At 72.1% G+C, this 19,638-nt stretch carries 21 protein-coding genes; 10 read left to right on the plus strand and 11 right to left on the minus strand.

Annotation, left to right across the window (positions count from 1 at the left end):
- Positions 1–51 precede the first annotated feature (51 nt).
- Positions 52–1,341, minus strand: coding sequence for an adenylosuccinate synthase (locus PHK61_RS19875; RefSeq protein WP_274282753.1), 1,290 nt, complete (start codon positions 1,339–1,341; stop codon positions 52–54).
- A gap of 88 nt (positions 1,342–1,429) precedes the next feature.
- Here PHK61_RS19875 and PHK61_RS19880 point away from each other — a divergent pair, with 88 nt between their 5' ends.
- Positions 1,430–2,098, plus strand: coding sequence for a hypothetical protein (locus tag PHK61_RS19880; protein ID WP_274282754.1), 669 nt, complete (start codon positions 1,430–1,432; stop codon positions 2,096–2,098).
- Positions 2,099–2,254: 156 nt separating this feature from the next.
- Entirely contained in the window at positions 2,255–2,530 is a 276-nt protein-coding gene (locus PHK61_RS19885; protein WP_274282755.1) for a hypothetical protein, read from the plus strand.
- Positions 2,531–2,567: 37 nt separating this feature from the next.
- Here PHK61_RS19885 and PHK61_RS19890 read toward each other — a convergent pair whose 3' ends face one another.
- From PHK61_RS19890 to fbaA, 3 genes are read right to left on the minus strand one after another with little or no spacing between them, the layout of a single operon-like run.
- Complete coding sequence (locus PHK61_RS19890; RefSeq protein ID WP_274282756.1) at positions 2,568–3,662, minus strand: FUSC family protein; 1,095 nt, start codon at positions 3,660–3,662, stop codon at positions 2,568–2,570.
- 11 nt (positions 3,663–3,673) lie between these two features.
- Positions 3,674–4,114: a DUF3151 domain-containing protein gene (locus tag PHK61_RS19895; RefSeq protein WP_274282757.1), complete on the minus strand. Its 441-nt coding sequence runs from the start codon at positions 4,112–4,114 to the stop codon at positions 3,674–3,676.
- Positions 4,115–4,144: 30 nt separating this feature from the next.
- Positions 4,145–5,179: a class II fructose-bisphosphate aldolase gene (gene fbaA / locus PHK61_RS19900; protein WP_274282758.1), complete on the minus strand. Its 1,035-nt coding sequence runs from the start codon at positions 5,177–5,179 to the stop codon at positions 4,145–4,147.
- Between the two features lie 219 nt (positions 5,180–5,398).
- On the opposite strand from fbaA, the gene PHK61_RS19905 reads away from it, so the two are divergent.
- From PHK61_RS19905 to PHK61_RS19915, 3 genes are all read left to right on the plus strand, one after another.
- On the plus strand, positions 5,399–6,070 hold the full coding sequence (locus tag PHK61_RS19905; protein ID WP_274282759.1) for a SigE family RNA polymerase sigma factor: 672 nt from the start codon (positions 5,399–5,401) through the stop codon (positions 6,068–6,070).
- A gap of 52 nt (positions 6,071–6,122) precedes the next feature.
- Positions 6,123–6,749 (plus strand): hypothetical protein, encoded by a 627-nt coding sequence (locus PHK61_RS19910; protein WP_274282760.1) that lies wholly within the window; start codon positions 6,123–6,125, stop codon positions 6,747–6,749.
- A gap of 118 nt (positions 6,750–6,867) precedes the next feature.
- Positions 6,868–7,611, plus strand: coding sequence for a DedA family protein (locus PHK61_RS19915; RefSeq protein ID WP_274282761.1), 744 nt, complete (start codon positions 6,868–6,870; stop codon positions 7,609–7,611).
- Here PHK61_RS19915 and PHK61_RS19920 read toward each other — a convergent pair.
- From PHK61_RS19920 to PHK61_RS19940, 4 genes are read right to left on the minus strand one after another with little or no spacing between them, the layout of a single operon-like run.
- Positions 7,608–8,282: a TrmH family RNA methyltransferase gene (locus PHK61_RS19920; protein ID WP_274282762.1), complete on the minus strand. Its 675-nt coding sequence runs from the start codon at positions 8,280–8,282 to the stop codon at positions 7,608–7,610. The genes PHK61_RS19915 and PHK61_RS19920 overlap by 4 nt on opposite strands.
- Positions 8,279–8,827, minus strand: coding sequence for an orotate phosphoribosyltransferase (gene pyrE / locus PHK61_RS19925; protein ID WP_274282763.1), 549 nt, complete (start codon positions 8,825–8,827; stop codon positions 8,279–8,281). The genes PHK61_RS19920 and pyrE overlap by 4 nt, the downstream gene beginning before the upstream one ends.
- A 55-nt stretch (positions 8,828–8,882) precedes the next feature.
- Positions 8,883–10,478 carry an SDR family NAD(P)-dependent oxidoreductase gene (locus PHK61_RS31930; protein ID WP_337993984.1) on the minus strand — a complete coding sequence of 532 codons (1,596 nt, stop codon included), beginning with the start codon at positions 10,476–10,478 and terminating at the stop codon, positions 8,883–8,885.
- Positions 10,475–11,290, minus strand: coding sequence for a type III secretion system chaperone family protein (locus PHK61_RS19940; RefSeq protein ID WP_274282764.1), 816 nt, complete (start codon positions 11,288–11,290; stop codon positions 10,475–10,477). The genes PHK61_RS31930 and PHK61_RS19940 overlap by 4 nt, the downstream gene beginning before the upstream one ends.
- Positions 11,291–11,440: 150 nt before the next feature.
- On the opposite strand from PHK61_RS19940, the gene PHK61_RS19945 reads away from it, so the two are divergent.
- From PHK61_RS19945 to PHK61_RS19960, 4 genes are all read left to right on the plus strand, one after another.
- Entirely contained in the window at positions 11,441–13,090 is a 1,650-nt protein-coding gene (locus PHK61_RS19945) for an ABC-F family ATP-binding cassette domain-containing protein (protein ID WP_274282765.1), read from the plus strand.
- 113 nt (positions 13,091–13,203) lie between these two features.
- Entirely contained in the window at positions 13,204–13,446 is a 243-nt protein-coding gene (locus PHK61_RS19950; protein ID WP_274282766.1) for a hypothetical protein, read from the plus strand.
- Positions 13,403–14,968: a HAMP domain-containing protein gene (locus PHK61_RS19955; RefSeq protein WP_274282767.1), complete on the plus strand. Its 1,566-nt coding sequence runs from the start codon at positions 13,403–13,405 to the stop codon at positions 14,966–14,968. The genes PHK61_RS19950 and PHK61_RS19955 overlap by 44 nt, the downstream gene beginning before the upstream one ends.
- A gap of 1,233 nt (positions 14,969–16,201) precedes the next feature.
- Entirely contained in the window at positions 16,202–17,161 is a 960-nt protein-coding gene (locus tag PHK61_RS19960; RefSeq protein ID WP_274282768.1) for a hypothetical protein, read from the plus strand.
- Here the strand turns inward: PHK61_RS19960 and PHK61_RS19965 are convergent.
- The 3 genes from PHK61_RS19965 to PHK61_RS19970 form a co-directional block, all read right to left on the minus strand.
- Positions 17,151–17,318 carry a hypothetical protein gene (locus PHK61_RS19965; RefSeq protein ID WP_274282769.1) on the minus strand — a complete coding sequence of 56 codons (168 nt, stop codon included), beginning with the start codon at positions 17,316–17,318 and terminating at the stop codon, positions 17,151–17,153. The genes PHK61_RS19960 and PHK61_RS19965 overlap by 11 nt on opposite strands.
- A gap of 74 nt (positions 17,319–17,392) precedes the next feature.
- Complete coding sequence (locus PHK61_RS32110; RefSeq protein WP_420791417.1) at positions 17,393–17,737, minus strand: DUF4190 domain-containing protein; 345 nt, start codon at positions 17,735–17,737, stop codon at positions 17,393–17,395.
- An 87-nt stretch (positions 17,738–17,824) separates the two neighbouring features.
- Positions 17,825–18,262 (minus strand): hypothetical protein, encoded by a 438-nt coding sequence (locus tag PHK61_RS19970; RefSeq protein WP_274282770.1) that lies wholly within the window; start codon positions 18,260–18,262, stop codon positions 17,825–17,827.
- Positions 18,263–19,391: 1,129 nt separating this feature from the next.
- On the opposite strand from PHK61_RS19970, the gene PHK61_RS19975 reads away from it, so the two are divergent.
- Positions 19,392–19,634 (plus strand): helix-turn-helix domain-containing protein, encoded by a 243-nt coding sequence (locus tag PHK61_RS19975; RefSeq protein WP_274282771.1) that lies wholly within the window; start codon positions 19,392–19,394, stop codon positions 19,632–19,634.
- Positions 19,635–19,638 lie beyond the last annotated feature (4 nt).

Genomic DNA, 19,638 nt, shown 5'->3' on the forward strand with positions numbered 1-19,638 from the left:
ACGGTGCGACGACGGAGCGCTGCCGGGCCGTCGCCTCGTCGCCGCGACGACTCAGGCGGTCGGCGCGTCCCGCAGGACCGTCTCCTCGCGCCCGGGCCCGACGCCGATCGCCGACACCGGCGCGCCCGAGAGCTCCTCGATCCGGGCGACGTAGTCGCGGGCCTTGGCCGGGAGGTCCTCGAAGCGCCGCGCCGCGGAGATGTCCTCGAACCAGCCGGGCATCGTCTCGTACACCGGCGTCGCGGCGACGACGTCCGACTGGGTCATCGGCATCTCGTCGACGCGCCGGCCGTCGACCTCGTAGCCCACGCAGATCGGCACGCTCTCGAGCCCGGAGAGCACGTCGAGCTTGGTGAGGAACAGGTCGGTGAGCCCGTTGACGCGCACCGCGTACCGGGCGATCACCGCGTCGAACCACCCGCAGCGTCGGCTGCGGCCGGTGGTGACGCCGAACTCGCCGCCGGTCTTGCGCAGGTACTCGCCGTCGGCGTCGAACAGCTCGGTCGGGAACGGGCCGGAGCCGACGCGGGTGGTGTAGGCCTTGAGGATCCCGATCACGCGGCCGATGCGCGTGGGCCCGATGCCCGAGCCGGCGGCGGCGCCGCCCGCGGTGGGGCTCGACGACGTGACGTACGGGTAGGTGCCGTGGTCGACGTCGAGCAGCGTGCCCTGCGAGCCCTCGAGCAGCACGGTCTCGCCGCGCTCGAGCGCCAGGTTCAGCGCGAGGCGGGTGTCGGCGATCCGGTGCGCGAAGCCCTCGGCGTGGCCGAGCACGGTGTCGGCGACCTCGTCGACGTCCAGCGCCCGCCGGTTGTAGATCTTGACGAGGATCTGGTTCTTGAGCTCGAGCGACGCCTCGACCTTCTCGCGCAGCAGCTTCTCGTCGAGCAGGTCCTGCATCCGCACGCCGACCCGGGCGATCTTGTCCTGGTAGGCGGGCCCGATGCCGCGGCCCGTCGTGCCGATCCGGGACTTGCCCAGGAAGCGCTCGGTCACCTTGTCGATGGCCACGTGGTACGGCATGATCACGTGCGCGTCCGCGGAGATCAACAGCTTGCCCGTGTCGACGCCCTTGGCCTCCAGGCCGGCGAGCTCCTCGAGCAGCACCCCGGGGTCGACCACCACGCCGTTGCCGATCACGTTGGTGACACCCGGCGTCAGGATCCCGGACGGGATGAGGTGCAGGGCGAAGTTCTTGCCGTCGGGCAGCACCACCGTGTGGCCGGCGTTGTTGCCGCCCTGGTAGCGCACGACCCACTGGACCTGCTCACCGAGGATGTCGGTGGCCTTGCCCTTGCCCTCGTCGCCCCACTGGGCGCCGATGAGCACGATGGCCGGCATGTGACACTCCCTGACCTCGACTGCGGTACGCGCACGGGAGTGCAGGCCGCCCCGTGCAACGGAAGGGTAGTCCACACGGGTGTTCTCGATGCGCGTGGTGACCTGCGGGGACCCCGCCCGCGACCGCTGGGGCGACGCCCTGCGCGACCTCGACCCCGTCGGGCTCCCGGCGCTGCCCGCCCGCGGTGACGTCGACCCGCTGCTCGACGACCTGGACGCGGCCGGGCGCCTGGTCGTGGCCGGCGACGACGCCGCCCTCGCCGCCGTGCTGGTGCGCCTGCTGCGCCGCGGGCGCCTCGACGTCGAGGTCGCCGTCCTGCCCGCGCCCGATTCGGCGGCCGCCGCTGTCTGGGGCCTGCCCACCGACGCGGCGGGTGCGCTCGCCCTCGCCCGCGACGGCACCGCCCGCCCGGCGCCGCTGGTGCGCGACGACCACGGCGGGCTGGTCGCCGGCCGCCACACCACCGGGCCCGTGCACGGCGAGGTCTACTGCGAGCAGCACCGGGTGCTGCGCGGCGACGCCGCCGAGATCGCCGTCGCCCCCGACCCCGCCGGCGGCGTCACGGTCACCGTCACCGGGCCGCGCCGGCTCGGTGGCCTGCGCGCCGGACGGGTCACCGAGCAGTCGGGGCGCGCGGTGCAGCTGGGCAGCCGCCCGGCGGTCACCGTCGTGCGCGACGGCGTCCCCGGGGACCGCCCGGTGTCGCGGCGCAGCTGGTACCGCCACACCGAGGACTGGCGGCTGGTGCGTCCCTGACGGATGCGCCCGGTGACCGGGCGGCCTGGGACGTCCGGCGGGATCCTCCCGCCGGACGGTGGGCCGCCCGAGTGCGCTGGGCAACCGCTCAGCCACCGTCCGTGCCCACCTGCCGATGACGTGCATGCCCCCACGGGGGCGGGGTATGACATCACCATGCTGGTGGTGGTCGTGCTCCTCCCGATCGTGATCATGGTTGTCACCTGCCTGCTCGAGCGGTTCGAGGCCCACGCCGTCACGGAGAAGCCGACGCCGCGCGTCCGCCGCCCCCTGCCGGCCGCCTCACCCGCCGAGCCGGCCGAGCCGGCCGAGCCCGCTGCCCCCGCGCTCGCGCTCGTCCCGGGGGCCGACGCGGGCGCGGGCGAGGACCGCCCCGAGACCGTCACCCCGCAGGCCGCGCCCGCCCCGGGCGCCCTCCGCCGGGCGTCCTGACCACCACCCGTGTCCCGGGGACACGGGTCGGGCCGGGTCACGACGGTGTCGGGCCGTCGTCCCCGAGCCGGGTGCTCGTCGTGGCGGCGACCGCCTCGTCGCGGTCCATCCCGGCCGCGGTCAGGAGGTCGACGAGCATCGAGCGGATCTGCGCGATGACCACGTCCGCCGAGTAGCCCCCGCCGCGCGCCGGCACCGCGCCGACCGTGTCCAGCAGCGCGCTGCGCGCGCCGTCGGTCGACTCGCCGGTGGTCAGCTCGCGGCGCAGCGTCGCGGTGTCCTCGGCCAGGGTGCGCAGGACGGCCACGACGTCGGCGCCGGTCTCCTCGCCGTCGCGGATCGCGGCGTGCCCGCGCCGCGCGAGCACGCGGGCGTTGCGCAGCGCGAGATCGACCGCGCGCACGGCCACGCGCAGGCGCGCGAGCTCCCCGCGGTGGCGGCGGCGCAGCGGCGCGATCGCCGTGATCTCGAAGCCGGCGTCGACCGCGTCCGCGAGGGCGTCGACCCGCCCCTGCGTGGCCCGCGCCCGCTCGAGGACCGCCGCCGCGGCCTCCGGGTCCGCGGTCCGCAGTGCGTCGGCGGTGCCGATCAGCACCTCCTCGAGCTCGGTGAGCAGCGCCGCGAGGCCGCGCCGGGCCCGGGTGAGCGGGTGCGAGGGCAGGGTCGCCGCGGTCGCCAGCCCGATCGCCGCACCGATGAGCGTGTCGATCCAGCGCGTGAACGCCCCGGTCGTCCCCGGCGGCTGCAGCGTCGCCACCAGCACCGCCGACACCGCCGCCTGGTTGAGCAGCAGGGCGCCGACGTCGAAGAGCAGGGCGGCGAGGAGCGCGAGTCCCACGACGACGCTGATCTGCCACCAGCCGGGGCCGATGAGCACGACGATGAGGTCGCCGACGGCCACCCCCACGCTGACCCCGAGGGCGAGCTCCACCGAGCGGCGCAGCCGGTTGGTCAGCGAGACCCCGAGGACCAGCACGCACGCGATCGGCGCGAAGAACGGCACCGGGTGCCCGACGACGTCGCGCGCCACGAGGTACGCGAGCCCGGCCGCCAGCGCGCACTGCAGCACCGGCAGCCCGGAGTCGCGCAGCCGTCGGGCCCGGCTGCGCGCCAGCCGTTCCAGGCGGTCCACGGTCCGGCTCCTCAGGCGAGGCCGAGCGCGTCCACGGCCTCCGGGTCGCAGTCGTCGAGGAGCTGCAGGCAGCGCTCGACCTCGTCGGTCTCACCGATCGCCCGCGCCGCCTTGGCCAGCGCCGCGACCGAGCGCAGGAAGCCCTGGTTGGGCTCGTGGCTCCACGGCACCGGGCCGAAGCCCTTCCAGCCGTTGCGGCGCAGCTGGTCCAGCCCGCGGTGGTAACCGGTGCGGGCGTAGGCGTACGCGGCGACGTGCTCGCCGGCGGCCTCGGCGCGCTCGGCGAGCGTCGCCCACCCGGCCGAGTAGGTCGGGTGGTCGGCGACGACCGCGGCCGGGTCCTCGCCGCGCTCCAGCCGCGCCGCCGGCTCCGGCGTCTCGGGGAGGTAGGTGGGCTGGGGACCGAGCAGGTTGTGCCCGTGCCCCGCGCCGGGGCCGGTCGGGATGGTCATGGCCCCATCATCCGCCCGGCCCCGAGCCGGTCAGCGACCCAGGGTCTGCCCCGTCGAGCGCAGGTTCTCGCAGGCCGTGGTGACCCGCTCGGCCATGGCGACCTCGGCCTTCTTGTTGTAGCTGCGCGGGTCGTAGGCCTTCTTGTCGCCGACCTCGCCGTCGACCTTCAGGACGCCGTCGTAGTTCGAGAACATGTGCGCGGCGATCGGGCGCGTGTAGGCGTACTGCGTGTCGGTGTCGACGTTCATCTTGACCACGCCGTAGTCGAGCGCCTCGTGGATCTCCTCGAGCAGCGAGCCCGAGCCACCGTGGAACACCAGGTCGAAGGGCTTCGAGCCGTCGGCGAGGCCGAGCTTGCGCGCCGCGACCTCCTGGCCCTCCTTGAGCACCGAGGGGCGCAGCTTGACGTTGCCCGGCTTGTAGACGCCGTGCACGTTGCCGAACGTCGCGGCCAGCAGGTAGCGGCCCTTCTCGCCGCCGCCGAGCGCGTCGACGGTGTGCTCGTAGTCGCCCGCGGCGGTGTAGAGCTTCTCGTTGATGTCGTTGGCGACGCCGTCCTCCTCGCCGCCGACGACGCCGATCTCCACCTCGAGGATGATCTTCGCCTTGGCGGCCTTCTCCAGCAGCTCCTGGGCGATCTCGAGGTTCTCGTGCAGCTCGACCGCCGAGCCGTCCCACATGTGCGACTGGAACAGCGGGTTCCGGCCGGCGTCGACGCGCTCCTGGCTGATCGCGAGCAGCGGGCGAACGAACCCGTCGAGCTTGTCCTTGGGGCAGTGGTCGGTGTGCAGCGCGACGTTGATCGAGTACTTCTCGGCCACGACGTGCGCGAACTCGGCCAGCGCGCTCGCGCCGGTGACCATGTCCTTCACCGACTGGCCGGAGCCGAACTCGGCGCCGCCGGTGGAGAACTGGATGATCCCGTCGCTCTCCGCCTCGGCGAAGCCGCGCAGGGCCGCGTTGATCGTCTCCGACGAGGTGCAGTTGATCGCCGGGAAGGCGAACGCGTTCGCCTTCGCCCGGTCGAGCATCTCGTTGTAGACCTCGGGGGTCGCGATGGGCATCGTCGTGCCTCCCAGGGGCGTCGACAGGGGCCGGGCACCGGAGCGGACACTCCTCCGGCCGGACGTCGGCGCAGTATGACGCAGCCCGCCCGATCCGGCGCTGCGTCGTGCGGTGTGACCCGTTTCCCGTTGCGTGGCCGCCTGCGCCACGCGGGTGATCCACGGACCGACCCTCGTCCCCACCGGGACCACAGCTGGTGAGCGGCTATCGTCGGTGACGTGGCCCATCCCGGGGAGAGCGCGGTCGAGCGCACGCTGGGCAGCCTGCGGGCCATCGACGCGGTGGCCCCCGCGGACGCCTCGGTGGTCCATCCGTCGGCGCGGCCCGCGTCGCCGCCCCCGCCGGTGGGGCCGGGCGGCCGACCCGGGCCGGCGCCCGCGAGCGGTCCCGTCGCCACCCAGGACCAGGCCCCGCGCACCCTCGAGGACCTCTACCGCGAGCACCGGATGCGGTTCGTGCGCCTGGCCGTGCTGCTCGTGGACGACCCGGCGACCGCCGAGGACGTCGTCCAGGAGGCGTTCACCGGGCTGCACCGCCACTGGGGCCGGCTGCGCGACGAGCACGCCGCGCTGGGCTACCTGCGCACGGCGGTGGTCAACGGGTCGCGGTCGGTGCTGCGGCGCCGGCGCACCGCCCGCGAGTACACCCCGCCCCACACGGCCGACGCCCGCTCGGCCGAGTCGCTGGCGATGCTCTCCGCCGAGCACCAGGCCGTGGTGTCCGCCCTGGGCAAGCTGCCCCGCCGCCAGCGCGAGGTGCTGGTGCTGCGCTACTACGGCGGGCTCTCCGAGGCCGAGATCGCCGAGGCCACGGGCATCAGCAAGGGCACCGTCAAGTCCACGGCGAGCCGGGGCCTCGAGGCCATCGGCAAGCTCGTCGAGGGCGGCTGACCCCCGCACGGCCCCTGGGGGTCGCCGGGGCTCGCCGCTAGCATCGGCCGGGATGGACGACGAACGGCTGCTGTCCGAGGCCCTGCGCGCGCACGCCGCGGGCGGTGTGTCCTCCCCGGGCGGCACCCCGGACGCGGCACCGGACGGCACCCCCGCCCCGGCGTCCTCCGATGAGCCGGCCGGCTCGAGCGGCTCCCGGCTGCGCGACCGGTTCCGGCCCCTCGCGCGTCGCCGCGACACCCCCGACGCCGCGCCCGAGACCGTCGCCCACCCCACGCCCGCGCCGCCCACCCCGCCCGCTCCGCCCACCCCGCCCGCCGGCTCCACCGGGCCCTACCCGGCGCCGCCCCGCAACGGACCGCCGATGGCCCGCCCCGCCGCCCGTCCCCCGCGCGGGACGATGGACCGGCCCTGGCCCCAGGCGCCCCCGGGCGGGCCGCCGCCGGCGGGCCGGCCCGCGCCCCCGCTGCCGACGGGCCCCGTCCGCCCGCCCGGGCCCGGTGTGCCTCACCAGCGGCCCGCGCCGGGCGCCGCCCCGCCGCCCCCGGTGCCGACCGACGACGCCGGTCCGACGGCCTGGACGCCGGCCCGGATCGCCTGGTGGTCGGGCGTGGCGCTGCTCGCCGGCGCGATCGCGGGCGCGCTCGCGGCCGTCGGCACGCTGGGCCTGCCGGGCTGACCCGGAGCTGATACGGGGCTGACCCGGCGCCCACACGGGCTTCACACGAGCCTCCCCGCCGGCGTTTCGGGGTGACCCGGAGGCCCGCGCCCAGGTCCGCCGCGTACGGTTCACAGACGTGTCGCCCACACTCGCCGCCGCCACGACCACGGTGCAGGCCCTCGGCCCGGAGTGGCTCGACCCGCAGTACATCATCGAGTCGCTGGGCCCGTGGGCCCTCGTCGGTGTGTGCCTGATCATCTTCGCCGAGTGCGGCCTGCTGGTCGGGTTCTTCCTGCCCGGCGACTCGCTGCTGTTCATCACGGGTCTCGCCGTCGTCACCGGCCTGATCAGCACCCCGCTGTGGCTGGTGTGCGTCCTGCTGGTGGTATGCGCGTTCCTCGGCAACGCGCTGGGCTACTACATCGGCCTCAAGGCCGGACCCGCGATCTTCGACAAGCCCGACTCGAAGCTCTTCAAGAAGGAGAACGTCGAGCGGACGCAGAAGTTCTTCGACAAGTACGGCAACCGGGCGATCGTGCTCGGCCGCTTCGTGCCGATCGTGCGCACGTTCATCACGGTCATGGCCGGCGTGGGGCGCATGGACGCCCGCCGCTACCTGACGTTCTCGCTGATCGGCGGCGTCGCCTGGGCGGCCGGCGTGACGCTGCTCGGCGCCGCCCTCGGCCAGTTCGAGTTCGTGAAGAACAACATCGAGATGATGCTGATCCTGGTGGTGGCGCTGTCGCTGGTGCCGATCGCCATCGAGATGATCAAGGCGCGGCGCGAGAGGAAGCTCGGGGCGCAGGGGCTGGCCGAGGACGTGCTCGACGGCGCCAACGACGAGCCGACCCAGGTCATCGACACACGGCGCGAGCCCTAGACGTCCGCGTGCGCGCGGATCCACGCGTGCATGGCGATCCCGGCGGCGACGCCGGCGTTGATCGACCGGGTCGAACCGAACTGGGCGATGGCGAGCACCGTGTCCGCGCCCGCCACGGCCTCGGACGTGAGCCCCACGCCCTCCTGACCGAACAGCAGCACGCAGCGGCGCGGCAGCACCGCGGTCTCCAGCGGCGCCGCCCCGGGGGCGTTGTCGACCGCGACCACGGCGAGGTCCTCCCCGCGCGCCCACGCGAGCAGGGCCGCGACGTCGGGGTGGTGGTGCACGTGCTGGTAGCGGTCGGTGACCATCGCGCCCCGCCGGTTCCAGCGCCGCCGCCCCACGACGTGCACGGCAGCCGCCGCGAAGGCGTTGGCGGTGCGCACGATCGTGCCGATGTTGGCGTCGTGGTGCAGGTTCTCGATCGCGACGTGGAACGGGTGGCGCCGGGCGTCGAGGTCGGCGACCACCGCCTCGCGGCGCCAGTACCGGTAGCGGTCGACGACGTTGCGCCGGTCGCCCGCCGCGAGGAGCTCGGGGTCGTAGCGGGGGTCGTCGGGCCACGTCTCCGGACCGCCGGGCCAGGGCCCGACGCCGACCGGGTCCGGGCCGGTGCGCCACTCGGTGGGACCGGGCCCGTCCTCGTCGGCGGGCTCGTCGGGGCCGGTCACAGCCCCAGGTCGGCCAGCCCGAGCAGCGACCGGCACTCGAGCCCGCGGGCCTCGACGGCCTCCGTCGCACCGGTCGCGCGGTCGACGACGGTGACGACGCCGACGACCTGCGCGCCGGCCTCGACCAGCGCGTCGACGGCGGTGAGCACGCTGCCGCCGGTCGTCGAGGTGTCCTCGACCGCGAGCACGCGGCGCCCGGCCACGTCCGGGCCCTCGATGCGCCGCTGCATGCCGTGGGTCTTGGCCGCCGCCCGCACCACGCACGCGTCGACGGGGCGCCCGGGCGCGTGCATCACCGCGAGCGCGACCGGGTCGGCGCCCATGGTCAGCCCGCCCGCGGCGTCGTAGTCCCAGTCGGCGGTGGCCTCGCGCACGAGTCGCCCGATGAGCGGGCCCGCCTCGTGGTGCAGGGTCGCGCGGCGCAGGTCGACGTAGTAGTCGGCCTCCTGGCCCGACGACAGCGTCACCTTCCCGCGGACGACCGCCAGCTCCGCGACCAGCGCGGCGAGCCGGGCGCGGGCGTGGGTATCGACGGCCGGTCTCACGGGGCGAGCTCCCCTGTCGGCGTGCTCACCCGGATGCTCCGTCTCCGGGGGACGTTCATCCGCGCCCCGTCGCCGTCCGCGACGCCAGGGCCCGCAGGACCGCGCGCGGCACGACCCGCGTGACGCCGACGATCGCCTTGTACACCGCTCCCGGCACGGACACCGCCTTTCCCGCCTCGAGGTCGTCCAGGCCCTCGGTGACCACCGTGCCCGCGTCCAGCCACAGCCAGTCGGGGCCCGGGCGGTCCTGCCCGAGACGCGCGTGAAACTCGGTGCGCGTGAACCCGGGGCAGAGTGCCATGACCCGCACGCCCGTGCCGCCCAGGGACAGGGCGAGGTTCTGCGAGAGCGCCGTGACGTAGGTCTTGCCCGCGCTGTAGACCGAGCCGCGACCGGGCAGGAAGCCGGCCACGCTCGACACGTTGATCACGTCGCCGCGCCCGCGCGCCACCATGACGGGCAGGACGGCCGCGGTCAGCTCGAGCACCGCGGCCATGTTGACCTCGTAGTTCGCGCGCAGGGCGCCGGGGTCGGTGTCGACGAACTCGCCGGCGGTCGCGTAGCCCGCGTTGTTGACCAGGAGCGCCACCGGGGTCTCGCCGAGGGTCAGGCGCTCGACCACCCGGCGGCGCCCGGACGCGGCGGCGAGGTCGGCCACCAGCACCTCGACGCCGACGCCGTGGCGGGCCCGCAGGCGCTCGGCGAGGCTCTCGAGACGCGCGGCGTCGCGGGCGACGAGGACGAGGTCGTGCCCGGCGACGGCGAGGTGCTCGGCGAACGCGGCCCCGATCCCGGAGCTGGCGCCGGTGACGAGCGCGGTGCCCTCCCGGGCGCCGCGGGGTCCGCGCCGGGCCGCGAGCGCGCCGGCGAACGTCGTGCGGCGCATCCCGGACGACACGCGCAGCGCCGCGAACGGGACGAGCCGCGAGGTCCCGACCAGCGCCTTCATCCCCACGCCGGGCGTCGAGACGGCGCGTCCGGCGGCGTGGTCGGCGAGGGCGGCGCCCGCGACGGTGTCCACGTCGGGCGGGGCGACGCGCAGGGGGACGGCCTGCTTCGTCCGCGGGCCCCCGCCGACGCCGGGCGGGGTCGGGCAGACGACGGTGAGCGTGAGCCCGTCGGCGTGGTGCCGCTGCGCCAGCGACTCGGTCAGCATCGCGACGTAGGCCTGCGCGGCGCCGTCGAGCCCGGCCGCGCCGGGCAGCGGCAGGTAGGCGCCGGGGCCGGCGGTCGTGATGACCCCGCCCGGGCCGGGGTGCCGGCGCGCGATCATCCCGGGCAGCGCGGCCCGGACGAGGACCAGCGCGGCGGCAGCGGTGCGGTCGAGCGCGGCGCGCACCCGCGCCGGGTCGGCCTCGGGCAGGCCCTCGGTGCTCGGGGGCGTCGGCCCGACGACGAGCAGGTCGATGGGGCGGGTCGAGGTCTCGAGACGGCGGGCGACGAGGTCGACGTCGTCGGCGTCCGCGAGGTCCCCGGGCAGGATCTCCGGCCGGGTGCCGCCGAGCTCGTCGGCGAGCGCCTCGAGGGCGCCGCGCTCCCCACCGGCGAGGACGAGCTCGTCGCCCGCCGCGTGCAGGCGCCGGACGAACGCGCGGCCGAGGTCGGTGTCGGCCGACGTGACCAGGGTCCGGCGCGGTACGGGCCCGCTCACCGCCCCGAGGACGAACTGCTGCGGGCGCCCGGCCCGAACTCGTCGTCCTCGACGTCGTAGGGGATGTCGGCGGGGCGGTCGCGGTGGGTCGGGCGGGGCTCGTCGGCGGGCACGTCGGCCTCCGCGTCGTGGTCGGCAGCGGCCGGGGTGGGCTCGGGGCCGTCGCCGTCGCCGTCGCCCCCGCCCGCGGCGTCCTCGAGCGCGACCGACAGCTCCACGAGCGCCTGCAGGAGACCCTGGACGCGGTCGGGGTCGGCGCCCGGGTCGGTGGTGGCGAGCACCCAGGTGTCCTCGGCCCAGACCAGCGGCACGTCGTCGCCGACCAGGTCGGCGGCGCGCGCGACGTCGCCGGTGATCAGCGGGCGGGCCTGGGCCACCGAGGTGACGAAGGCGTAGCGCTCGCCGACCTGGCCGAGCGAGTCGAGGCCCGCGTCGTCGGGCAGCGGGGCCGAGGGCAGGCGCAGCTCGATGGCCACCGGCAGCGTCGCGACGCCGCGCACGGCGGCGACGATGCCCGTGATCTGGCCGGCCTGCTCGTGGTCGAAGACGTGGGCGAGCCGACGGCCGCCCGGGCCCGGGACCGCGCCGGTGGCGAGGTCGAGCGCGCGGCCGTGGCCACCCTGGTGCACGGCGCCGTAGCGCCAGCGGCTCGGCAGGACGGGATCGACGTCGACGAACTCCCAGCTCTTCTGCTCGGCCCACTTGCGCCGGTCGCGACGGTGCCCGCCGGTGCGGGCGCGGTCGGAGAGCAGCAGCAGCGCCCCGCCGCCCGCGGCGAGCGCCGCGATGACGAACCAGACCCAGGCAGGCACGCACGCAGGGTACGACGCCCGCGTCCCCCCATCGTGCAGGGCGCCCTCGGCGCGCCGGACCACGTGAGCGAAATTCGGGGCTATCGCACCGAACTCCGCTCACATGGGACGTCCGAAACGGGTGGTGCGGCGCGGTTAGGCTCGGTGATCGTGAGCGCCACGCTGGTCGCGCGGGACCTCGCCGCCGCGCACGGCGCCCGGGTGCTGTTCTCCGGACTCGACCTCGTCGTCGCCCCCGGCGACGTCATCGGGCTGGTCGGGGTGAACGGCGCCGGGAAGTCGACCCTGTTGCGGCTGCTCGCCGGCCTCGCCGCGCCCGACCAGGGCTCGGTCGCGCTCTCGCCCGCGTCGGCGACCGTCGGGCACCTGCCCCAGGAGACCGCGCGGGTGCCGGGCGAGACCGTCCGCGGCTTCGTGGGCCGGCGCACCGGCGTCACCGCGGCCGCCGCCACCCTCGACACGGCGACCACCGCGCTGTCGCAGGGCGCCCCCGGCGGCGACGAGGCCTACGCCGCGGCCCTGGAGCGCTGGCTCGACCTCGGCGGCGCCGACCTCGAGGAGCGCACCGCCGAGGTCGCCGACGACCTGGGCCTCGACGCCGCCCTGCTCGACGCCCCCGTGACCGCGCTCTCCGGCGGCCAGGCCGCCCGCGCCAACCTCGCCTCGCTGCTGCTGGCCCGCTTCGACGTCTTCCTGCTCGACGAGCCCACCAACGACCTCGACCTCGCCGGCCTGGAGCGCCTCGAGCGCTGGGTGCGCGACCTACGGGCCGGCACGGTGCTCGTCAGCCACGACCGCGAGTTCCTGGCCCGCACGGTGACCTCGGTGCTCGAGCTCGACCTCGCCCAGCAGCAGGTCACCCAGTACGGCGGCGGCTACGAGGCCTACCTCGCCGAGCGCGCGACGGCCCGCCGGCACGCCCGCGAGGCCTACGAGGAGTACGCCGAGAAACGCTCCGAGCTCACCGCGCGGATGCAGACACAGAAGCAGTGGGTGGACAAGGGCGTGCGCAACGCCCGCAAGAAGGCCACCGACAAGGACAAGTTCATCAAGCACCACAACGCGCAGACCTCCGAGAAGCAGGCCTCGAAGATCGCGCAGACCGAGCGCCGGCTCGAGCGCATGGAGGTCGTCGAGGAGCCGCGCAAGGAGTGGGATCTGCGGATGACGATCGCCGCGGCGCCGCGCTCGGGCACGGTCGTCGCGACGCTGGACGGGGCCGTCGTCCGCCGGGGCGCCTTCACCCTCGGCCCCGTCACCCTCCAGCTCGACCGGTCCGACCGGGTCGCGATCACCGGGGCCAACGGCGCCGGCAAGTCGACGCTGCTCGCGCTGCTGCTCGGGCGCCTCGCGCCCGACGAGGGGCGCGCCGCGCTGGGGTCGGGCGTCGTCGTCGGGGAGGTCGACCAGGCCCGTGGCCTGCTGACCGGGTCGACGGCCCTGCTCGACGTCTTCTCGCGCGAGCCCGAGCTCGACCGCTGGCCCACGGCCGAGGTCCGCACGCTGCTCGCGAAGTTCGGGCTCGGCGCCGAGCACGTGCACCGCGGCGCCGACACCCTCTCGCCCGGCGAGCGCACCCGCGCCGCGCTGGCCCTGCTGCAGGCGCGCGGGGTGAACCTGCTCGTGCTCGACGAGCCCACCAACCACCTCGACCTCGCCGCCATCGAGCAGCTCGAGTCCGCGCTCGCCTCGTTCGGGGGCACCCTGCTGCTCGTCTCGCACGACCGGCGCCTGCTCGCGGGCGTGGCGACCACCCGGCACTGGCACGTCGACGCGGGACGGGTCACCGAGATCGACTAGCCGGGTCACGGGTCGAGCTCCGCTTCGCTCCGTCTCCGGGAACCGGACGAACGATGAGAACGTTCTCATCCCGGCGTCACCGGCGGCTCACCCGCGACGACGAGGGTGGCCGCATGACTCGTTCGACCATCGCTGCCGCGCTCGTGCTCGCCGGGCTCGCGGTCGGCGCGACCGCGTGCGACACGTCCACCGAGTCGCCGCTGCCGGCGCCGGTGTCGGTGCCGTCGGTGCCGGGCGGGGCGCCCGCCCCGGCCCCGGAGCAGGACGACGACGGGACCGTGGCGCCGCCGCCGGCCGGGCAGGAGGACGGGGATGACGGCGGGGACGCCGGCGACGACGACGGTGGCGACGGCTGATCACCCCGTCGCCCACCCCGTCGGCTACCTGCGCGCCCGCGGCGCCCGTGTCCGGATCGTCGCCTGGGTGCTGCTGCTCGTGCTCGGGAGCATGGCCGTCGTCACCGTCGTCACCTGGCAGCTCCTGATCCGCGCCACCGACGCCCGCATGGACACCGCGCTGCGCACCGAGATCGAGGAGTTCACGGCGCTCACCGCATCGGGCCGCAGCCCCACCGACGGCGCGCCGTTCGCGTCGGTCGACCAGGTGCCCCAGACCGCGATCACCGACAACCTCGCGCGTCCCAACGAGAAGTTCCTCGGCTACCTCGACGGGGTCTTCCGCTACCAGAGCCGCCAGCAGAGCCCCGTGCTGCTCGCCGGCGACCCGGGGTTCGCCCGCCTCGCCGGGTCGGTGCCGGCGCCGGTGGAGGCCCGCTACGAGAGCGCGGCGGGCGAGGTCCGCTACATCGCCGTGCCCGTCACGCTGGCCGGCGACCCGGCGCGCGGTGTCATCGTCGTCGCCTACTTCGCCGACCAGGAGCGCTCGGCCGCCGACGACGCCGCCCTGCTCATGGTCGCCGCCGGCGCCGTCACCGCGGTGCTCGCCGCCGTCGCCGCCTGGCTGGTCGCGGGCCGCATCCTGCGCCCGGTGCGCGACGTCGCCGACACGGCGCGCGCGATCACCGAGACCGACCTGTCCGCGCGCATCACCGCCCGCGCCGACACCCGCGACGAGCTCGGCGCCCTGGTCCGGGCGGTCAACGCGATGCTCGACCGCGTCGAGGACGGCGCGCGGGCCCAGCGCCGCTTCGTCGACGACGCCGGCCACGAGCTGCGGACCCCGATCACGATCGTGCGCGGCCACCTCGAGGTGGTCGACGTCGACGACCCCGCCGACGTGCGCGCCACCGTGGGGCTGGTCGACGACGAGCTCGAGCGGATGAACCGCATCGTGTCCGTGCTCTTGCACCAGGACCGTCCGCACGGCGCAGGACACCTCTACAGACGTGGGCTTACGGCCCGCTGGGACGCCGTGTACGAGGCGGTCCGCTACTACCCAGTCCAACCACCCCGGATCGGGGGCGGCTCACCGCACGGGCAAATCAGCCCCGGCACAGGTTCCGGGTGCTCGCCGGTCCAACACAACGGCTTTCCGCGCTTGGCTGCGCGCCTCCGCTTGACCAGCAAAGAATTGCAGGGCTGGCACTTGCCAGCCGTTTCCGGCCGCTCATGTAGACCTTTCTCGCACAGCGCCATGGATGATGGCTTCCGTTCTCGTGAATTGGGTAGGCGGTATCGCCCCGGTCTCCCTCCGGGCCGATCCCCTCTCCGTTCTCAAGGCATAAAGATGGCCCGGCAGGAATTCCCACCGGGCCGCGTGCTGATAACGGCCCGCTACTTGCGGGGATCAAACTCCACACGGCATCCAGGTTCGGTGCACCGGAAGAACGCGCGTCGCTGCCCGGTGCTCTTGTCCGTCGCCGTGACTATGCTGGGCGGCGAATCCACGTGCTCGCACCCGGCCGCGCGCCGTACTTGATCCACGCGGGTACGGTTCCCGCCGTCTCCCCCGTGCATCGTGCTCGCGATCATTCTCTGAACCTTCGTCTTAATCGATCACTTGCGGCTGACGGCGCAGACGCTACGTGACACTTAACAGTCAAGGCAAGCCGAGCCCCCGACCGGCTACGTCACAGATCCAATCAAGCCCTAGACCAGCCAATACGGCGACGCACCTATACGCGTTGGACCCATTATGTGCGCCATTAGTAGGTGCGTGACAGCGAAGCCGGACGGGTAGATAGCATAATGGTTGGTACACGTCCCAACTGACCGCAGAGAGTGACGTCTCGAGCTGCGGAGAGTGAGAGGCCCGCGGGGACGGCCAGGCGGATAATGGGGGCATGAGTGGCGCCCCGGAGCTAATCGAGACTCCCCCGGAATCGTGCTCGCGCGGGCACGCGCTAGGGCCGGGGAGAATGCTTGTCGGGTGGTCGCACTGCGAGTGCTCCGGGACGAGGATGGGACAGCGCGGGCGCAGGACGTGGCGGTCCCGGGAGTGCTCTGAGCTGATCTACCGGGGGCACCACGTGCCACGGCCGTCTGAGCGGCTGCTCGTCGAGGCGTACGGGCGGACCCACGTCCGGGACACGTAGCGCCGGACCGTGGCGAACGACACAACCGCGCGCACGCGACCTGCTCACGTATCCCTAACACTGTTCATGCTCTACAGCATGAACGCGTTTAGATGCCGCGCCCGCACTCTCGCTATGCTCTACAGTTTCGCTTTTCGCGGGCGAACCGAGTAGGACTTGAATCGTTGACAGCAACGAGAGTCCCCGGAGGTCCGCGTGATCCAGAACCTTGCTCATTCCCACGATGCGCTTGTGGTCCTGTTGTACGGTTCCGTGTGTTCTGGCCTGTGGGCCACGATGGACGGACTCACCATGCTTGCGTGGGGAGGGACGCTCGTCGATGCGCGAGCGGCCGTCCGGCATCGGCTCTACGGGAACCAAGAGCCGCGAGAACCATTCTCCGGGCATAGGTCGCGTCTGGGACGAGGTTCTCTTTAGAGGGCGCCATGACCCCCGCCCTAATGAGGTGGTTGTGGTGGAGCGCTACGGACGGACGTACGTTCAAGAGTGTTGAACGCGCGTCAGCGCTACTTGACTTATCGGTAGTGGCTGTCCGGCTAAGGTCATCAGCACGAGCACGTTCAGGAGGGCTTCATGGTCGCGAGGCGCACACGCAAGTGGCCTCATCCGAGCCAGGCATGGACGTTCGGAGCGGCGCTCTGGTTCCTGTTTGTGCCCGGCGCGATAATAGGTCAAATGGCCTGTATCTCGACCTAGAGGATAATTGGGGCTCGCTGAGCTTGCTGACGAACATGCTGGCCGGAGTTGCCTCCGCTTGCTTTGGCGTCCCTATCGCCTACAACCTGCTGCAAGCACTTTTCCGCCGACAGGAGGCAGGCCGGGAGAGGCAGATACTTCTAGCGGATGTGCTGGCGCACGTGGCGGAGATGCGCATAATGAGCGACTTGATCCTTGACAACGAGACGTGCGTCGACCTCACGTTGAGCTGTTTCCATTCACAGGCGCTGTTAGAGCGTATCGCAAATGAGGTCAGAGAGCTTTCGGCGGGTGAGTACCTTGCGCAGGAGGTTATAGTTGAGGTCTCTGAAACTCTTGCGGCTAATGACGCTCTGGCGATGGCGCTCTGGGACCGTTTTCGAGTACGGCGAATGTGGTACGTGTGCCAGGCAAGGTGGCGGAGGCTGTCCGAGGAGCTGCTACCTCGCGCGCGGACCGAGGGGCTTGGTCTCGACTACCTCGCGGAAGCAAGCCTTGCGGAGTTTTTCATGCAAGATCACCCGCTGGAACAATTTGGGAAGATGGTCGACGAGCATCAATTCCGCTTTGTAAGCTTCCGCAAGTTCTTGAGGACCCCGTCGATCGGTCTTGGAGCAGACGGAGAGGTCCATGATCCCCGGCAGGCGAGTGAGGAGTTGCTAAAACTCGCCCAGAATCATCTAAAGATGATGGATTGGGTTGCTGCTGCCGGGGCTGCTCTCGCCTCGCTTGGGCTTCTCGCTGAGAACGCCTTGAAACTTGCGCCATCGCACTCGCCACTACGCGCAACAGTGGAAGTCGAGCCGAGTTCGGGGCAGGAACTGAGAGAAGGCGACTGGCGCGAGAGGCTTCTCCGTGGAGAGCAACTAGCTACTGGGTGATCGGATGGAAGCGGTAGTTCACGCTGTCGCCGGGCACGGTGGAGTTGTTCCGGTGCCGCATGCGGTCGTACTCCTCCATGCTGTGCTCTGGACGGAACAGCCGAACGTCGCCGTCGTCATAGAACGTGACACGGGTGCCGTTGGGATGGGTCACCACGTAGCCGCCACGGTTGCGCCCGTTCCGGGACGGCGCAAAGGCGCGGACCGTGAATCCCTCCGGAGTACTGTGCGTCATTGTGTCGCGCCGTTGAATACGGCCACGATTAACAGCACCGCGACAGCTATCTGCAAATACCCGAAGATTAGACCAGTGAGGGCGAGACCATTGCCGCGCGCGGTCCTTAGATCTCTTGTCGCGTTATACGCGATGTGCCCGCAGACAATTGCTACTAGCGACCCGATCCAGAAGAACCAACACAGTGCCGCGATGAACGACACGATAGCGAGGCCGTTCCACGGGGCATAGTTCTGGGCGTACACATAGTGCCGCTGCGGCGGATAATTCGGCGGAGGCGAGTACTTGGGCGGTGGCTGCTGCGGTCGTGATTGCCAACCACCGTCAAATCTCCGGTCCACCGGCAAGCCCTCTCCACTTGGATTGCAGCGCTATCTGCTCCCAGTCGTGATCGCTCCGAAGGGCCGGTTCGTTACGGCGGGCACTCCCTACAGGTAGCCCGTGGAGGGTGGCTGTTCAGCCTTCTCAGCAGGCTGAGGTGACGGCGGCTGCGGAGGCTCACTGTCCGCCTGCTTCTTTCTTCTCCGTCGCAGGAAAGCCCACACGCCGCCGATGCCCCCCAAGATCACGGGCACGCTGAGACCCGTCGCCGTCCAGGCCGGTGAGCCGAGAAGATTGGTGAGGGTGTAGCCCCAATCCCGATCCACTTGGATCGACTGATTGATATACCGCACGGCTACAGCTTCATTACTTCCGTAATAGGATCTCACAGTGAGCGTTAACACTTTAAAGCCGGGCTTGGTGGCTTTCACGTCCCACTGCCATTCCGCAACATCGCCCGGAGCAGTCGGGCGGTCGGCGGTCCCTCCAATTGCAACTGGCTCGAATCCGTCGCCGCCGAGTTCGGCGGTCAGGCTCAGGCCCACAGGTATGGGCTCCTCGTATGGAGCTGGCCGGTCATTCGGGAATTGGCCGAGTGCCACGCTCCGTTCTGCAATGTCAGACGCCCTCACAATAATCCGCTGCGTCTGCCCTTGTAGCATTGGATTTGCCACCCCGAAGAAGATCGTGCCATTGCGTAAAGCAGCTCGCCTCTGCTCTGCTAGTTGACGAGCGCGGGCGACCTCAGGGTTTTCCGTCGGCGGAGCCGCTTGGGGCTCGTTTAGGAGTTCGTCGTCGGTGGGCTCGTCCGGAGGCTCTTGGGTAGTAGGTCTGGCGGGAAGGGTGCGTGAGCTGCGGGACCCGCCACCGCCGCTACCGCCGCTACCGCCGCCACCGGCGCTGTCCGGCGCAGCACGGTTGGGCGGACGCGTGAACTCGAAAGAAGCTGTCGACGGAGTGGGGGCGTAAGTGGAGTAAGGGGTGTAAGTGGGGGTGTACTGGCGGGTATTAGGGGGGATGTTTGTGGAGGCTGTGCCCGTGGTAGGAGGACGTCGACCCTCTGCGGTGACGAGGGCACCCAGAACCAGGACAGCGATGACAGAGATCAACGCCGCCGCAAGCGCGAAGAACCGCTTCCGCTCAGGTTTCGCTCGTGATCCCTGGCCCTCCCCCATAGTGTCAGTGTCGCGCGGCCGATAACGATCAAATAGGACCAGCCGGGTTAACTCATCGGAGTCCCTCAGTCCGCGCCTTCGCGATCATGCAACACGGATGAATCTAACGGTCGTACCGATCGGGCCCTACTCAGCAGGCTGCTGGTCTTCTTGGGGCCACGTCGCGTCCGATTCCTGTGGACGCCACGTCTCGATCAGCCGGTACCGCTCGTGCGGAGGCACGTCATGACCGTGACGGTGGGCGAACAACCAAACCGTGAAGCCACGGGCCGACAGCTCCTCGGCCAGGTGCCTCAGACGGTCCTGAGACTCACACTCGGATGTCTGTAGTTCGTCTCTGTCCGGCTGGGCTAGCGACCCGGTCAGTAGTCGCGCATGAAGGTGATACCGAGCCATGGAGAGCAGTGTGCACTAGCTAGGTGCATATGACTCTTCGAGGTGCCCTTGCCTTGTGTCCGTGCAGGTGACCCGGCTACTAGCCCGTGCAAGGGTGCCGGGCGTGGCGAACGCGGACCGGAAGGCAGCCGCGCTAGGCCGGGTCGACGTTGCCAAGCGCAAGCGCGACGAGGCGAAGGCGGCCGCCGATAAGGCGGAGTCTGACCTGAGAGCTGCGATCTTCGCGGCTGACCGCGCCCGCGTGCCGCACACGGAGATTGCCGATCACGCCGGGATGCACCGGAACACGGTGCGCCGGATCGTTGAGGCAGCGCTTGACGAGGAGGACGAGACCAGGCAGGGGTGATGCC

The sequence above is a fragment of the Actinomycetospora lutea genome, assembly GCF_028737205.1.
GTDB classification, from domain to species: Bacteria; Actinomycetota; Actinomycetes; order Mycobacteriales; family Pseudonocardiaceae; genus Actinomycetospora; species Actinomycetospora lutea.

What these genes read in the sequence shown, in the direction of transcription:
- PHK61_RS19875 (WP_274282753.1), bottom strand. Translation starts at nt 1,341, where the DNA reads ATGCCGGCCATCGTGCTCATCGGCGCCCAGTGGGGCGACGAGGGCAAG.
- PHK61_RS19880 (WP_274282754.1), top strand. Translation starts at nt 1,430, where the DNA reads ATGCGCGTGGTGACCTGCGGGGACCCCGCCCGCGACCGCTGGGGCGAC.
- PHK61_RS19885 (WP_274282755.1), top strand. Translation starts at nt 2,255, where the DNA reads ATGCTGGTGGTGGTCGTGCTCCTCCCGATCGTGATCATGGTTGTCACC.
- PHK61_RS19895 (WP_274282757.1), bottom strand. Translation starts at nt 4,114, where the DNA reads ATGACCATCCCGACCGGCCCCGGCGCGGGGCACGGGCACAACCTGCTC.
- fbaA (WP_274282758.1), bottom strand. Translation starts at nt 5,179, where the DNA reads ATGCCCATCGCGACCCCCGAGGTCTACAACGAGATGCTCGACCGGGCG.
- PHK61_RS19910 (WP_274282760.1), top strand. Translation starts at nt 6,123, where the DNA reads ATGGACGACGAACGGCTGCTGTCCGAGGCCCTGCGCGCGCACGCCGCG.
- PHK61_RS19950 (WP_274282766.1), top strand. Translation starts at nt 13,204, where the DNA reads ATGACTCGTTCGACCATCGCTGCCGCGCTCGTGCTCGCCGGGCTCGCG.
- PHK61_RS19955 (WP_274282767.1), top strand. Translation starts at nt 13,403, where the DNA reads ATGACGGCGGGGACGCCGGCGACGACGACGGTGGCGACGGCTGATCAC.
- PHK61_RS19960 (WP_274282768.1), top strand. Translation starts at nt 16,202, where the DNA reads ATGGACGTTCGGAGCGGCGCTCTGGTTCCTGTTTGTGCCCGGCGCGAT.